Origin of the sequence: Rhodoferax sp. OV413, assembly GCF_900104385.1 — a bacterium.
Taxonomy (GTDB): Bacteria; Pseudomonadota; Gammaproteobacteria; order Burkholderiales; family Burkholderiaceae_C; genus Rhodoferax_B.
In genome coordinates this window covers 573,266-588,037 of sequence record NZ_FNJA01000002.1, presented here as the reverse complement: position 1 = coordinate 588,037, position 14,772 = coordinate 573,266, and the positions used below count along the sequence as shown (strand labels likewise).

The 14,772-nt window shown below is 64.8% G+C and carries 12 protein-coding genes; 10 read left to right on the top strand and 2 right to left on the bottom strand.

Annotated elements, in window-relative coordinates; translation table 11 throughout:
- The first annotated feature begins 60 nt into the window (after positions 1-60).
- From BLT66_RS10215 to BLT66_RS26435, 7 genes are all read left to right on the top strand, one after another.
- Positions 61-516, top strand: coding sequence for a type IV pilin protein (locus BLT66_RS10215; RefSeq protein ID WP_092757570.1), 456 nt, complete (start codon positions 61-63; stop codon positions 514-516).
- A complete protein-coding gene (locus tag BLT66_RS10210) occupies positions 510-1,100 on the top strand; it encodes a GspH/FimT family pseudopilin (protein ID WP_092757569.1) in 591 nt (196 codons plus the stop codon). Before BLT66_RS10215 ends, BLT66_RS10210 begins: the two co-directional genes overlap by 7 nt.
- Entirely contained in the window at positions 1,090-1,533 is a 444-nt protein-coding gene (gene pilV / locus BLT66_RS10205; protein ID WP_255406862.1) for a type IV pilus modification protein PilV, read from the top strand. The genes BLT66_RS10210 and pilV overlap by 11 nt, the downstream gene beginning before the upstream one ends.
- Complete coding sequence (locus BLT66_RS10200; protein WP_092757567.1) at positions 1,530-2,852, top strand: PilW family protein; 1,323 nt, start codon at positions 1,530-1,532, stop codon at positions 2,850-2,852. The genes pilV and BLT66_RS10200 overlap by 4 nt, the downstream gene beginning before the upstream one ends.
- An 8-nt stretch (positions 2,853-2,860) precedes the next feature.
- The gene (locus tag BLT66_RS10195; RefSeq protein WP_143029187.1) at positions 2,861-3,487 is read left to right on the top strand and encodes a pilus assembly PilX family protein; all 627 of its coding nucleotides are present in this window, start codon (positions 2,861-2,863) and stop codon (positions 3,485-3,487) included.
- A gap of 50 nt (positions 3,488-3,537) precedes the next feature.
- On the top strand, positions 3,538-7,656 hold the full coding sequence (locus BLT66_RS10190) for a pilus assembly protein (RefSeq protein ID WP_092757565.1): 4,119 nt from the start codon (positions 3,538-3,540) through the stop codon (positions 7,654-7,656).
- Positions 7,657-7,777: 121 nt separating this feature from the next.
- Positions 7,778-8,209 (top strand): energy transducer TonB, encoded by a 432-nt coding sequence (locus BLT66_RS26435; RefSeq protein ID WP_143029186.1) that lies wholly within the window; start codon positions 7,778-7,780, stop codon positions 8,207-8,209.
- Positions 8,210-8,222: 13 nt separating this feature from the next.
- On the opposite strand, the gene BLT66_RS10180 is transcribed toward BLT66_RS26435, so the two are convergent.
- Positions 8,223-9,410: a benzoate/H(+) symporter BenE family transporter gene (locus BLT66_RS10180; protein WP_092757563.1), complete on the bottom strand. Its 1,188-nt coding sequence runs from the start codon at positions 9,408-9,410 to the stop codon at positions 8,223-8,225.
- A 93-nt stretch (positions 9,411-9,503) separates the two neighbouring features.
- Positions 9,504-10,904 carry a coniferyl aldehyde dehydrogenase gene (locus tag BLT66_RS10175; protein WP_092757870.1) on the bottom strand — a complete coding sequence of 467 codons (1,401 nt, stop codon included), beginning with the start codon at positions 10,902-10,904 and terminating at the stop codon, positions 9,504-9,506.
- Positions 10,905-11,017: 113 nt separating this feature from the next.
- On the opposite strand from BLT66_RS10175, the gene nadC reads away from it, so the two are divergent.
- Genes nadC through pabB form a run of 3 tightly spaced genes read left to right on the top strand, consistent with a single transcriptional unit; the run spans position 11,018 to position 14,758 of the window.
- Entirely contained in the window at positions 11,018-11,899 is an 882-nt protein-coding gene (gene nadC, locus BLT66_RS10170) for a carboxylating nicotinate-nucleotide diphosphorylase (RefSeq protein ID WP_092757562.1), read from the top strand.
- A 10-nt stretch (positions 11,900-11,909) separates the two neighbouring features.
- Positions 11,910-13,019: a quinolinate synthase NadA gene (gene nadA / locus BLT66_RS10165; protein WP_092757561.1), complete on the top strand. Its 1,110-nt coding sequence runs from the start codon at positions 11,910-11,912 to the stop codon at positions 13,017-13,019.
- A complete protein-coding gene (gene pabB, locus BLT66_RS10160; RefSeq protein WP_092757560.1) occupies positions 13,019-14,758 on the top strand; it encodes an aminodeoxychorismate synthase component I in 1,740 nt (579 codons plus the stop codon). Before nadA ends, pabB begins: the two co-directional genes overlap by 1 nt.
- The last annotated feature ends 14 nt before the right edge of the window (positions 14,759-14,772 follow it).

The window sequence follows — 14,772 nt, the reverse complement described above, 5'->3', positions numbered from 1 at the left end:
TGGGAAATTTACCCATTTACAATTTGCTACATGCGTTTCCAACGACCCTCCTTAGCCCCGATGCACCCGCCTGGCCAGCCGTCGACGACGCGGGGTTTCACCCTGATCGAACTGATGATCACCGTGGCCGTGGTCGCCATCCTGGCGGCCGTGGCACTGCCTTCCTACAGAAATTACGTCATACGCGGGCATCTGGCGGCCTTGACCAATGACTTGCAAGCCACCCGGGCCAAGATGGAGCAGTTCTATCAAGACAATCGCACCTATGTGACGTCGACCAGCGCCGTAGCGCCTTGTACCGTGACGGCCAGCACCTACACCAGCCCCACACCGTATGCGCTGGTGTGCTCCAACATCAGCAGTAGCAGCTTTACGGCCACCGCAACGGGCTCGGGGGTGATTGCCGGCTTCAGCTACACCATCGACCAGTCGGACAGCAAGACCAGCACGCTGTCCACGGCCTGGGGCGGCACCACATCCGCCTGCTGGATCATGCGCCAGGGGGATGCATGCTGAAGCAACACGGCCTGACCCTGATCGAGCTGATGGTGACTTTGACCATCGCTGCGCTGCTACTGCTGGCGAGCGTGCCGTCCTTCAGCGCCTGGATCGCCAACGCCAAGGTCCGCAGCGTGGCCGACGAAATACAAAACGGTTTGCGCCTGGCCCAGGCCGAGGCTTTGCGGCGCAACCGGGCGACCGTTTTTGCATTGACCAGCGCCAGCCCGGCCCTGAACGCAGCCCCCGTTGCCAATGGCAAGAACTGGTTTATCCAGACCTTGCCGTTAACCAGCGGCGCCACCTCTGAAACAGCTGTCAGCAGCGACTTTGTGCAAGGCGGCAACTACGCCAAACAGGCCGGAGTGGTGATCACCGGCCCGGCCATGGTCTGCTTTGGCCCCCTGGGCAGCGTGGTCAGCCTGGCCGCTAGCAGCGCCATCAACGTGCTCGGCACCGCCTGCACCTCGGCCGCTACCAGCTACAGCGTGGCGAATAGCAGCTCCGACCGCGCCCTCAAGGTGGTGGTCAACGTAGGCGGGCAAGTGCGCATGTGCGATCCGAAAAAAACGCTTTCCACCGACACCCCCGATGGCTGCTAAACCCCTGCATCCCTGGCCACCCCGCATGCGCCGCGCCAGCCCCAGCGCTGCCGCCGGCTTTGCCCTGATCGAAGTGCTGGTGTCGCTGCTGCTGTTCTCCATCGGGGTGCTAGGCATGGTAGCCATGCAAGCCAAGGCCTCCAGCTATGCCATCGACGCCGAAAACCGCTCCCGGGCCGCCCGGCTAGCCAATGAACTGGTGGCCACCATGTGGGCGGAGCAAACCACCAACCCCTCCACTCTGGCGAAATGGATGGCGCGCGTCAAAGACCCTGCGGCCTCTGGGCTGCCAAATGCAAGCGCCAGTCTCGCCACCAGCACCGATGCCACCACCGGGGTCAGCATCACCAAGGTCACCATCGGCTGGAAAGCCCCCGCCAGAAAAATGGGCGACGCCGATAGCCAGTATTTCACGCAGGTGGTGATGCCATGATGCGCAGCGCCCGCGCCCGGCAAGGCGGCATGACCCTACTGGAGTTGATGGTGGCCTTGCTGCTCGGCATGCTGCTGTCGCTGGCCATGTTCAGCGTCATGACTTCGGCCGAAGGCCGTAGGCGCACCCTCACCTCGGTCAACGACACCCAGCAGGCCGGCAACTATGCCTTGCAGTTGATGGAGCAGGCGGTACGCAACGCGGGCAGCGGCTTCACCCAGGCCGCACCCTATGCCTTCGGCTGCAAGCTGTATGCCTACCAGAGTTCGCAGTCCAACTCGCAGATACTGCCGACCTACAACGCTACGGCGCTGCCCGCACCGTTTGCGGACACCAGTACCGGCACTGCGGGTGTTTTCCGCCTGGCTCCGGTACTGATACTGCCCAACCAGACCACGCCGGGAGTCAGCGGCCAAAAGTCCGACGTACTGGTGGTGATGGGCGGGGCCGAAGGAATTGGCGAGACACCCACCACGTTTTCCAGCTTCGCCACGGCCGCACTGCTCAATCTCAGCAACACGGTTCCGTTCGCCGCCAATGACATCGTGCTGGTGGCACAAACTGAACCAGATGCCAGCACCGGTGGCGTGGCCGACTGCCTGATCGAGCAGGTCGCCAACCTGACCAGCAAAACCTTGAGACTCGCAGGCCTCTACCACGTGGCGGGCAGCCAGCTTGCGGCCTTCTCCGACAACAGCGCAGCCATGGGGCTGGGCAATGTGGCTCTCGGCAAGCCGCCCCAGTTCCAGGTATGGGGTGTGGGCGAACACAACACCTTGTACAGCTATGACCTGCTGAATACGACCAACGACAGCACGCGCACCGCCCTAGCCCGGGCAGACGGGGTATTTGAAATGCATGCCCTGTACGGCATGGATAAAAACTGCGACGGCAAAATCAGCAGCGATGAATGGGTCAAACCGACCGACAGCAGCTACAGCCTGGCGGCCCTGATGGCGGGAACGGTGCAAGAGGTACAGAACCGCCCCACCAGCACCACCACCAGAGCCTCGGCGTGCAGCAGCCTGACCACCGCCAATGACTACCTGCAAAAAATTCTGGCGATCAGAGTCGGCCTGATCCTGCGCACCAATCTGCAAGAAAAGGCCGTGACCACCAGCAGCAACGCCGGTGGCCAAACCGTGATGGGCACCAGCACCCAGAGCAGCATCACGCTGTTTGCCGACCTGGACGCCGCCAGCAGCCCCCCCAGCACGGCCGTGACCTATACCCGTAGTCTCAGCGACACCGAACGGCTCTACCGCTACCGCACGCTAGAGACCACCATCCCGGTACGCAACAACTTGCTGCTGCCGTGAGGATGGCCATGCACAAACGCATTGCTCCCAGGTCCAGCAACCGCCAGCAGGAGTCCGGCATCGTGATGGTGATGGCACTCATCTGCCTGGTGCTGATGCTGGTCGCCGCCATCGCCTTGACCCGCTCCTCGACCAATTCGCTGCTGCAGGCCGGCAACCTGGCCTTCAAGCGCGACCTGCTCAACCAGGCCGAGCGGGGCATGGCGGCGGCGGTCAAGGAGTTTTCCAGCGGTACCCTTATGGCAGAGTCGGCGCGCATCGCCGACCAATTGAATCTGGACGCCAACAAGCTCCACTATTCCTCGTCCATGCTGGCGTCCAACGAACAAGGCATACCCAATGTGCTGGTGAACGACGGCACCTTTGCCAGCGCAGGCATGCTGTCCAGCCAGGATTACACCGACACCGCGGCAGGCATCGCCATCCGCACCGTGGTGGACCGCCAATGCACGGCAGCCGGCGCCTATGACACAGCCACCTGCGTGGGCAATACACCGGCTGTCGCCGCAGCGCAAACCGGCTCCATGTCCATCAAGCGGGCCAAGGGCGAGAGCCGTGCCACCTACCGCATCAGCGTGCGCGTCACCGGCCCGCGCAACACCCAGGTGTTCCACCAGATGGTGGTCGCGTACTAAGTTCTTGCCGCTTGGCATCACGGCCCCACTCCTACTTCCACGAGCCCTGCATGTTGAACTACTCCATCCGTCTTTCGCTCAAGCTTCTGGTCCGCGGCCTGTGCTGCGTTTTGCTGAATGCGGGCCTGGCGCTGCCCGCACAGGCCGCTATCGATCTGGCAGATTACCCCCTGTTTTCCACCGTCAAGGTGCCCGGCAATCTGGCCTTGGCCTTGTCGGTGGAATGGCCGACCGCCACTACCTCGGCCTATATGAGTACCACGGCGTACAGCAGTGCCAGCACCTTCATCGGCTACTTCAATCCGGAGATGTGCTACCAGTACGTCTACAACGCAACGACACCCGCCAACAGCTATTTCCTGCCCGTCAGTGCCGCCACCAGCCATACCTGCAGCGCGCTCTGGAGTGGCAACTACATGAACTGGGCGTCGATGCAGACCCTGGATGAATTCCGCTGGATCATGACCGGCGGCTACCGCAGCACCGACACGGCCACCAGCACCACCAATCTCGACACCATTCTGACCAAGACCTATGCGGCTGTGGACAGCACCAGCTCCGCGCCGGACAAAACCACGCCCTCCTCGACCACCACCACGGCCGGAGCCACCCCGTTTTCCTGGGCCACCGCGGCCACCCGCATCCGCAACCTGGGCAACCGGATGTGGATTACCAATGGCAGCAGCGGCGGCGACCTGAGCAATGCCAAGACCGGCGGCAGCACCGCCGCCACCACGCTGGTGGCCTATAACGACCAGGGTTCGGGGGCCAGCAGCAGCAATGTCTACGAGCTGTACATCAACGTGGCCGTCTGCGTTTCCAAGGCCTTGAAGGAAGACAACTGTGTGTTGTACGGCAGCACCTACAAACCCGAAGGCTTGATGCAGAACTACGCCATGCAGCTGCGCTACTCGGCCTTTGGCTACCTCAACCACAACGGCGACAGCAGCGTTAGCGGCCAGCAGCGCGACGGTGGGGTCATGCGGGCACGCATGAACTACATAGGCCCCTACAAGCCGGTACCCGGCTCGGCCGACGTCAGCAACGACGGCTATCCCGAATGGAGCGCCAGCACCGGCATCATGGCCAGCAACCCTGCGGCCCTGGATGCGTCTGACACCGTCAGCACCTTTGGCCTGGCCTCCACCGCCGTGGTGCAAAGCGGCGCCATGAACTACCTCAACAAATTCGGCAACTACGCTCACGCCTACAAGTCCAAAGACCCGGTAAGCGAGCTGTACAACACGGTTCTGCGCTACTACAAAGGTCTGGCGAACTGGAGCCCCTATACCTCGGCCACCTCGCAAGCCACCACCACGACCACCACCACCGCATCGGCCAGCACCTATGCCACCTATGCGGACGGCTTTCCGGTGATTACCAAATGGCGCAAGAGCGATAGCAGCAGCATGGGCGCCGACCCCATCCTGTATGCCTGCCAGAAGAACTTCATACTGGGCATTGGCGACGTGAACACGCACCGGGATGCCAATCTCTACGGCAGCAGCCTGCGCTCCAGCAGTGCCCTGGACAGTACACTCGCCTACCCCAGCGACGACAGCTCCGTGAATGCGGCGACGGCCACCAGCATGGTCGGCTCCCTGGAGGGCAATTCCAGCCTGAGCAGCATCTATGCGTCTTCGGGCTCCAGCAGTTGCTCCAGCACCAGCTACGAGCAATGCAACACCTATTACATCGCGGGCCTGGCATATGACGCCCACACAGTGGACCTGCGCTCCGACTGGTCGGGCAAGCAGACCATCAATACCTATTGGCTGGACGTGATGGAAAGCCAGACCTACAAGCACAAGAACCAGTATTGGCTGGCCGCCAAGTATGGGGGGTTTACGGTGCCCAGCGGCTTCTCGCCCTATGCCAGCAGCAACAGCACCAGCACATTGTCGGATAGCACCTGGTATACCAACTCCGACACCAGCTCAGGCCTGACCACCAGCACAGGCCTAAGCTACAGCACCGACACCACCTACGACAAGCGCCCTGACAACTACTACTTCGGCAGCTCTCCGGCCACCATGAAGTCCGGTTTGACGGCCGCGTTCAACAAAATATCGACCGAGCTGAGTTCAGCCAACAGCTCCACCTATGCGATGGCCTCGCCCAACGTGGTTTCCGGTGACGCCAGCTACTCCGCCAGCTACGACCCGTCGAACTGGACTTCCAGCGTAGTAGGCGCGACCCTCAGCTACGACACCAGTGGCAACGCCACCGCCACGGCGATCTGGAATGCCCGCGACAAGCTGGAAGCACTGGCAACACCCGCAAGCACCCGCAAGATCATCACCTTTTGCGACACCACCAAAGCCGGCATCGCCTTTACCTCCACAGCCTTGACCGCCTGCGGCAGTACCGGCCGCCTGTACTACCCCTCGTTCGCCAACATCACCGGAACCACCTCCAGTTCCAGCTCTGCCGCGGCCGAGTATCTGGCCTATCTGCGCGGTGACCGCAGCAACGAATTGAGTGCCACGGTGAGCGCCACCAACCGGATCTACCGGCGCCGCGACTACCTGCTGGGCGATATCGTCAACTCCAAGGTCACCGCGGTCAACGCCCCCAGCGCAGCCTATTACGATATGTACAACACCGGCTACACCGCCTTCAAAAGCAGCTATGCGAATCGCAAAACCGTGGTCTACGCAGGCGGCAATGACGGCATGCTGCACGCCTTCGACGGCAGCATGCCGGGCACCACCAGCACCGGCGCGACGGCTGCAGCCTCCAGCTGCACCAGCTGCGGCCAGGAACTGTTTGCCTTCATTCCCAGTTTTGTCTACGGCAGCGCCAGCAGCGCCGCCACCTCGGGCTTGGCCTCCGTCGGCAGCCCGACGCGTTCTCACTACTACCAGGTGGACGCCACCCCGCTCAGCTTTGATGTAGACCTCAGCAAGGTATGCGATGCCAGCACCAGCAGTAACGCAGGCGTCTGCAGCAAAGTCAGCAGCACCCCGGACTGGCGCTCCCTGCTGGTCGGCGGCCTGGGCAAGGGAGGCAAAGGCTTTTATGCCATCGACATCACCAATCCCGGCACCCCCGAAACCACCACCGCGGGCGTCACCACCAGTGCCACCTATGGCGACTGGACCAGCGAAACCAGCTTGGCCGCCAAAGTGCTGTGGGAATTCCCCCTGGTGAACGACACCGCCACCATTGCCCGCCTAGGCTACAGCTTTGGCCCGCCCATGGTGATGAAAACCAATAAATACGGCTGGGTCGTGGTGTTCACCTCCGGCTACAACAACAGCGACGGCAAAGGCTACTTCTTCATCGTCAACCCCAGAACCGGGGCCTTGCTGGAAACCGTGGCCACACCGGAAGGCTCGACCAGCGCCCCGATCAATCTGGCGTCGGCCGAAAGCTATTCGCCCAACCATACCGACTTCACCGCCGACGCCATCTATACCGGCGATCTGCAAGGCAATCTGTGGCGGCTGGACCTGACCCCCACAACAGCCGCCTACTCCACCCCTACGAAGATGGCAACCCTGTACAAAACATCGGGCACACCGCAGCCCGTGACGACGCGGCCGCTGGTTGAGATCAACCCCACCACCTCCAAACGCTATGTCATCGTGGGCACAGGCCGCCTGCTGGCCGACAGCGACATTGCCAGCACAGCCGTGCAAAGCATTTACTCGGTCTACGACGGCACCACGGGCTTTGGCGCGTTCCAGACCGCAAGCACCTATGCCACGCCGCTGACGCGCAGCGCGCTGGAGGCCAACACCAGCATGCTGACCGGCATTGGCAGCGCCCCCACCTCGGCTTTGGGCTGGTACTACGACCTGTCTGTCGCCACCTCGACCGGCATTGCCGAACGCGTCAACGTCAACCCCACGGCCTACAGCGGCACGGCCATCTTTGGCGTAAACCTGCCGAACGGCTCGGTCTGCAGCCCGTCCGGCACCGGCTACCTGCTGGGCTTCAATATCGCGACAGGCGCCAGCGTGCTGCAGAACAGCGCGGGCACCACCATTGCGCAGTCCGCCACCATGTCCGGCGTGATCGTCGACCTGGCGATCCAGAACGTCAACGGCAAGCTGCGCGTGGTGGCGGGCGACAGCACTGGCACTGCGGTCACCACGCCGGCCGCCCTATCCACCGCCAGCGGCATCAAGCGCCTGAACTGGCGCGACGTGACGGCCCAATAGCCAACCCTCCGCGATGGCATTCCTTGGCACACCAGGCCTCGCTCGGGCCGCAGCCTGCTCTTTACTCGCACATCTGGTGCTGTACGCGGCCTGGCTCGCAATCGCCCCGGCGCAGCCAACAATGCCAGCAGCCGCCACGTTGCCACCGCTACACGTTCAGCTACTGCCGCCCCCTGCGCCCAGCAGCCGGGCACCTACGCCGACACCCGCAGCGCCTTCCGCTGCCACACCCGCAGTCACGCAAGCAGCAGCCCCGCCAGACGCATTTATCGCATCCACCCAGTTGGACCAGCCGGTACTGCCCCGATCGGAACCCGATTTAAAGCAGCTGGAAGGCCTGGGCTTCACCGGCTACCCGATCCGCTTACGCCTGTTTATTGACAGCCAGGGCCGGGTGGTGGATGTGGCGGTGCTGCAGGCCAGCAGCGGCGACGAAGAGGCGGCAGCGCACATGAAGACCATGTTCCTGGCAACTGCCTACGTGCCTGGGCTTTTGCATGGCCGGGTGGTGCCAGCGCGCCTGGACATAGAGCTGAGCCTGGGAGTGATCTAACCCGGCCGCCCCCTCAGGTGCTGGCGCGCGTCCTGCGCCCCAGGCTCTGCACAAACAGCGCCAGCGCGCCGGCCACCACGCCCCAAAAGGCCGAGCCGACACCGGCTATCACCACGCCGCTGAGCGTGACCAGGAAAGTGATGGTAGCGGCCTCGCGGTGCTGGATGTCGTGCAACGCGGCGGCCAGCGCATTGCCTATGGTGCCCAGCAGCGCCAGCCCGGCGATGGCGGCGATCAGCTCGCGCGGAAACGCCGTCAGCAGGCCGGTGATGGCCGCGCCGAAGATGCCGATCAGCACGTAGATCACGCCGCAGCACACGGCCGCGGTGTAGCGCTGGGATTTGTTGGCATGCGCCTCGGGGCCCATGCAGATGGCGGCGGTAATCGAGCTCAGGCACAGCGCGAACGCGCCAAACGGCGCCAGCACCAGGGTCGCCAGGCCGCTGAGGGTGATCAGCTTGGAGATCGGCATGTCGTACTGGGCGGCGCGGATCGCCGCCACGCCCGGCAGGTTCTGCGAGGCCATGGTCACCACGAACAGCGGCAAAGCCATGCCGACCATCGCCGCCCAGCTGAACTGCGGCGCCACGAACACTGGCGTTGCCAAGGAAAATACGATGTTGGCGCTGACCACCTCTCCGCGGGCAGCTACAAAAGCAATAGCAGATAGCAGGGTCAGCACCACCGCGTAGCGCGGCCACCAGCGGCGTGCCAGCAGGTACACCGCCAGCATCAGCAGCACCAATGGCAGGGCCGACTGGGCGGCCACAAAGCCGTTCAGCCCGAAGCGCGCCAGCACGCCGGCCAGCAGGGCTGCGGCCACCGCCATGGGGATGCGGTCCATCACCTTCTCGAACCAGCCAGTGATGCCGCACAGCGCAATCAGCACGGCGCTGACCATGAAAGCCCCCACCGCCTCGGCCATGTTGAAGCCGCCGGCTACGGCCGCGGTGGCGATCACCGCCGCGCCCGGGGTGGACCAGGCAATCATCACCGGCTGGCGCAGCCACAGCGATGGCAACAAGGTGCACAAGCCCATGCCCAGGCCCAGCGCCCACATCCAGGAAGTCGTTTGCTCGGGCGTGGCGTGCAGCGCCTGGGCCGCCTGGAACACCACGGCCACCGAACTGGTAAAGCCGACCAGCACGGCCACAAAGCCAGCGGTGACGGCGGAGAGATGGAGATCTTTGAAAAAACGCATGAGGCGATTGTCCGCGACGCAAAAAATATGAGAAGAATCAGCTTCTAGCGCATATTCCACCAGCGCAAGCAGCTATTAATTAAAGAGCAAACATCAGGCCCGCCTGGCCAGCCAGCGCAGCATCCGCTGGACCCGCGGCGTGTACGGCGGATAGACCAGGCCACCGGCCGACCAGCGCGATTGCAGGAACACCGGCTTTTCCTTGCTGAACTGGCGAAAGCCGTATTCGCCGTGGTAATGCCCCTGGCCCGACGGTCCGACGCCGCCGAACGGCAGGCCGTCCTGCGCCAGATGCACCAGGCAGTCGTTGATGGACACGCCGCCCGACAGGGTTTGCGCCAGCACCTGGTCGCGGTGCGCGCTGTCGCTGCCAAACCAGTACAGCGCCAGCGGCTTGTCGCGGGCGTTGACGAAGGCAATCGCCTCGTCCAGCGTGTCGTAGGCCACGATGGGTAGCAGGGGGCCGAATATTTCCTCCTGCAGCACGCGCATGCCGGCGTGCACGTTCAGCAGCAGCACCGGCGCCATCTGCCGACCACTGCCAGGCTCCAGCTCCAGCACGGTCGCGCCCTGCTGCCGCGCATCCTCCACCAGGCTGTGCAGGCGCTGCAGATGGCGTTCACTGGCGATGCTGGTGTAGTCAGGGTTGCCGGCAAAGCGCGGGTACAGGCGCTGCATGCTGGCGCGCAAGGCCGCCACAAAGGCATCCAGCTGCGGCCGCGGCACCAGCGCGTAATCGGGCGCGATGCAGGTCTGGCCGGCGTTGATCAGCTTGCCCCAGGCCAGTCGCTCCAGGGTCTTGCCCAGGTCGCAAGACACATCGACGATGGCCGGCGACTTGCCGCCCAGCTCCAGGGTCACCGGCGTCAGATTTTTGGCTGCCGCCTGCGCCACCAGCCGGCCCACGGCGGTAGAGCCGGTGAACACCAGGTGGTCGAAGGGCGTGGCGCAGAACGCCTGGCCCAGGGCCGCGTCGCCGGTCAGCACCGCCACCTCTTCCGGTTTAAAAAATTCCGCCACCGCCGCCTGCAGCGTGTCGGCAAACAAGGGCGTCAACTCAGAGGGCTTGAGCAGCGCGCGGTTGCCGGCCGCCAGCACATCGACCAGCGGCGACAAGGCCAGCAGCAGCGGGTAGTTCCAGGGGCTGACGATGCCCACCACGCCCAGCGGCTGGCGCAGCAACCGGCTGTGGCCCGGCCAGAAGGTCCAGGCCGTGGCCACCCGGCGCGGCCGCATCCAGGCCCGCAAATGGCTTTGCGCATGGCGGATGGCGGCGCGCAGCGGCACGATTTCGGTCAGCGTGGTCTCTGTGGCCGAGCGGTTGCCGAAGTCCTGACTGACCGCGGCGGTGAAGCGCTCGGCGTAGGTGTCAATCAGTGCGCCCAGGCGTTGCAAGCGGTCCCGCCGCACGGCATAGGCCGGCGCCGGGTCAGCCGCGTGGGCCTGGCGCTGCAGGTCCAGCAGGCGTTGGAGCTCGGATTCGGTGGTGTTCATGGTGTGCATAGTGCCAGTCTGGAGAATCCATGGCGGGAAAGGGCCGACACGGATGTGACACACTTCGGTCCCGCCCGCGACATAGGCGACAGACACTGACTTGCCCCACAACAATGACAACGACACGGTTTTTTGATTTTTCCCCGGCGAGCATCGCCACCCTGGCCGAGGCCGATGTAGCCCGCGCCCTGGCCGAAGACGTAGGCCCCGGCGACCTGACGGCCGCGCTGGTCGACCCGGCCCGCCATACTCGGGCCCGCATCCTGGCCCGCGAAGCGGCGGTGCTGTGCGGCACGCCCTGGGTCGAGGCCACGCTGCGCCAAATCGCCCCCACCGCCACCTGGCGCTGGCTGGTGAATGAAGGCCAACGCTGCGCCGCCGACCAGGTGGTGCTGGAGCTGGAAGGCCCGGCCCAGGCCCTGTTGACGGCCGAGCGTACCGCCCTGAACTTTCTGCAACTGCTGAGCGCCGTGGCCAGCCGCACCGCCTTGCATGTGCAAGCCGTGGCCGGTACCGGCACCCACATCGTCGACACCCGCAAAACCCTGCCCGGCCTGCGCCTGGCGCAGAAATATGCGGTGCGCGTAGGCGGCGGTACCAACCACCGCATCGGCCTGTATGACGCGGTGCTGATCAAGGAAAACCACATTGCCGCTGCCGGTGGCGTGACCGCCGTGCTGCGCCGCGCCGCCGAGCTCGCGCAGCAGGCCAGCTTCGTCGAGATCGAGGTCGAAACCCTGGAGCAACTGGACGAGGCGCTGGACGCCGGCGCCCGCATGGTGCTGCTGGACAACATGGCGCTGCCGACGCTGCATGAAGCCGTGCGCCGCAACACAGCCCGCGGCGACAACAAGGCGATTCTCGAAATCTCGGGCGGCGTGACCCTGGACGGCCTGCGCGCGCTGGCCGAAACCGGCGTGGACCGCATCTCCATCGGTGGCCTGACCAAGGATGTCAAGGCCACCGACTATTCCATGCGCTTCCAGGACCTGTGAGGAAACGGCCATGCACACCCTGATGGAAGTCGAATACGAGCAGCCGACCTCGGAGTCGGTCTGCGCCCCGCGCCACGCCTGGGCCCGCGTGCCGGTCGAGCCCGGCCCGGCCGAACGCCTGGCCTTGAAAGACCGCATTCGCCGCCTGCTGAAAGAGCGCAACGCGGTGATGGTGTCGCACTACTACGTGCACCCCGATCTGCAGGATCTGGCCGAGGAAACCGGCGGCCTGGTCAGCGATTCGCTGGAAATGGCGCGCTTCGGCCGCGACCACGCGGCGCAGACCCTGGTGGTCTCCGGCGTGCGCTTCATGGGCGAAACCGCCAAGATTCTGTCGCCCGAAAAACGCATCCTGATGCCGGACCTGGACGCCACCTGCTCACTCGACCTGGGCTGCCCGAGCGCCGAGTTCAACGCCTTTTGCGACGCCCACCCCGACCGCACCGTGGTGGTCTACGCCAACACCAGCGCTGAGGTCAAAGCCCGCGCCGACTGGCTGGTCACCTCGGGCTGCGCGCTCGACGTAGTGCGCGCACTCAAGGACCAGGGCCACAAGATCCTCTGGGCGCCCGATAAGCATCTTGGGGCCTACATCCAGAAGGAAACGCAGGCCGACATGGTGTTCTGGAACGGCGCCTGCATCGTGCACGACGAGTTCAAAGCTTTTGAGCTGGAGGCCTTGAAAGCCGAGCACCCGGAGGCCAAGGTGCTGGTGCACCCCGAATCCCCCGCCGACGTGATCGCGCTGGCCGATGCCGTGGGGTCCACCTCGGCCATCTTGAACGCCGCGCGGACCATGGACGCCATCACATTCATCGTCGCCACCGACAACGGCATGCTGCACAAGCTGCGCACGCAGAACCCGCACAAACTGTTCATCGAAGCCCCCACCGCCGGCAACAGCGCCACCTGCAAGAGCTGCGCGCACTGCCCCTGGATGGCGATGAACGGCCTGGCCGGCCTGGCCCAGGTGCTGGAGCTGGGCACGAACGAGATCCACATCGATCCCGCGCTGGGCCTGCGCGCCCGCGTGCCGATCGACCGCATGCTGGCCTTTACCGCAGCGCTGAAGAACGGCCAGCCCACCACCGGCCTGGTGCCGCATATCGGCGCAGCTTGATGTCGCAGATCACCGCGCTGGTCGACTTCAGCGACCCGGCCCAGCCCAACGCGCCGCGGCTGCGCCACGCGTTTGGCTCGCCGCTGCAGACGCTGGTAGCCCATACGCTGGACCAGGTGCGGCCGTTGCTGGATGCCGTGCAGGCCTCCAGCGCCCAAGGCCTGTGGTGCGTAGGCTATCTGCAGTACGAAGCCGCGCCGGCTTTTGATGCAGCGCTGGCGGTGCATGCGGCAGACGGCCCGCTAGCTTGGTTCGCGGTGTACGACAAACCTCTGCCCTGGCCTGTAGCCCCCACGCAGACAGCGCAGATCGATTGGCAGAGCTTCATCACCCGTGCAGATTTCGACGCCGCGATGGCCACGCTGCTGCAGGCGATTGCCGACGGCGAGCTGTACCAGGTGAATTTGACGGCGCAGATGCGCGGCAACTTCAGTGGTGCGCCGCAGGCCTTGTTCGCGGCGCTGCAGCGCGCCCAGCCGGGTGGCTATGCGGCGTTCATTGATACCGGCCATACCGACAATATGCAAATCCTGTCGGTCTCGCCCGAGCTGTTTTTCGACTGGCGTGACGGCCAGATTCTGGCCCGCCCGATGAAGGGCACGGCACGCCGCGGCGCGACGGAGACCGAGGACGCGGCCCTGGCGGCAGCGCTTCGCAGCTCGCCCAAGGAACGGGCCGAAAACGTGATGATCGTGGACCTGCTGCGCAACGATGTGTCGCGCATCGCCCAGCCGTTCAGCGTCAAGGTGCCGCGCCTGTTCCACACCGAAGCACTGCCGACGGTGTGGCAGATGACCTCGGATGTGAGTGCCCGCACCCGTGCTGGCTGCAGCCTGGCGGATGTATTCGCCGCGCTGTTCCCCTGCGGATCGGTCACCGGCGCGCCCAAGGTGCAAGCCATGCGCAAGATCAAGTCGCTGGAACCCGGGGCGCGCGGCGTTTACTGCGGCGCCATCGGCGTCGTGCAGCCCGGAGGTACAGCGACCTTCAACGTGCCGATCCGCACCGTGACCCTGCACGGCGCCCAGGCCCAGTGCGGCATCGGCAGTGGCATCACCTTCGACGCCAGCGCCGAGGGCGAATGGCAGGAATGGGCCAACAAGCAGGCTTTTGTGCAGCGCGCCAGCGCGCCGTTCGCGCTGCTGGAAACCCTGGCGCTGGTGGATGGCGTGCTGCGCAACCGCGCCGAGCATCTGGCGCGCCTGGCCCAGGCGGCCGCGCATTTCGGCACACCGTGGGATGCGGCGCATGTGGCGCACACCCTGGACACTTTGATCGCCGGCCATCCAGAAAAATCCTGGCGCGTGCGCCTGCTGCTGGATGCGCAAGGCCATGCTGCCGCCGAGGCCTATGCGCTCGAAGCCTCACCCGCGCGGGTGCGGCTGCAGCTGGCGGACCGGCCCCTACTCGAAGCCCACAGCGAATTCGTGCGCTTCAAAACCACGCGCCGCGGCCAATACGAGGCGTTTACCACGCCACCCGGTGTCTTCGACACGCTGCTATGGAACGCCACCGGTGAGATCACCGAATGCACGCGCGGCAATATCGCGCTGCTGCTGGATGGCCGCTGGGTTACGCCGCCGCTGGCCTGTGGCCTGCTGGGCGGCATAGGCCGCGCCAAAGCACTAGAAGACGGCCGGCTGGTGGAAGCGCTGGTACGGGTAGACGATCTGCCGCGGGTACAGGGCTTGGCCTTCGTCAACAGCCTGCGCGGCTGGATAGACGCCGATCTGGTTTAGCTATATTTTCAGTA

Coding starts and splice junctions, on each gene's coding strand:
- BLT66_RS10215 (WP_092757570.1), top strand. CDS start 61: ATGCACCCGCCTGGCCAGCCGTCGACGACGCGGGGTTTCACCCTGATC.
- BLT66_RS10210 (WP_092757569.1), top strand. CDS start 510: ATGCTGAAGCAACACGGCCTGACCCTGATCGAGCTGATGGTGACTTTG.
- pilV (WP_255406862.1), top strand. CDS start 1,090: ATGGCTGCTAAACCCCTGCATCCCTGGCCACCCCGCATGCGCCGCGCC.
- BLT66_RS10200 (WP_092757567.1), top strand. CDS start 1,530: ATGATGCGCAGCGCCCGCGCCCGGCAAGGCGGCATGACCCTACTGGAG.
- BLT66_RS10195 (WP_143029187.1), top strand. CDS start 2,861: ATGCACAAACGCATTGCTCCCAGGTCCAGCAACCGCCAGCAGGAGTCC.
- BLT66_RS10190 (WP_092757565.1), top strand. CDS start 3,538: ATGTTGAACTACTCCATCCGTCTTTCGCTCAAGCTTCTGGTCCGCGGC.
- BLT66_RS26435 (WP_143029186.1), top strand. CDS start 7,778: ATGCCAGCAGCCGCCACGTTGCCACCGCTACACGTTCAGCTACTGCCG.
- BLT66_RS10180 (WP_092757563.1), bottom strand. CDS start 9,410: ATGCGTTTTTTCAAAGATCTCCATCTCTCCGCCGTCACCGCTGGCTTT.
- BLT66_RS10175 (WP_092757870.1), bottom strand. CDS start 10,904: ATGAACACCACCGAATCCGAGCTCCAACGCCTGCTGGACCTGCAGCGC.
- nadC (WP_092757562.1), top strand. CDS start 11,018: ATGACAACGACACGGTTTTTTGATTTTTCCCCGGCGAGCATCGCCACC.
- nadA (WP_092757561.1), top strand. CDS start 11,910: ATGCACACCCTGATGGAAGTCGAATACGAGCAGCCGACCTCGGAGTCG.
- pabB (WP_092757560.1), top strand. CDS start 13,019: ATGTCGCAGATCACCGCGCTGGTCGACTTCAGCGACCCGGCCCAGCCC.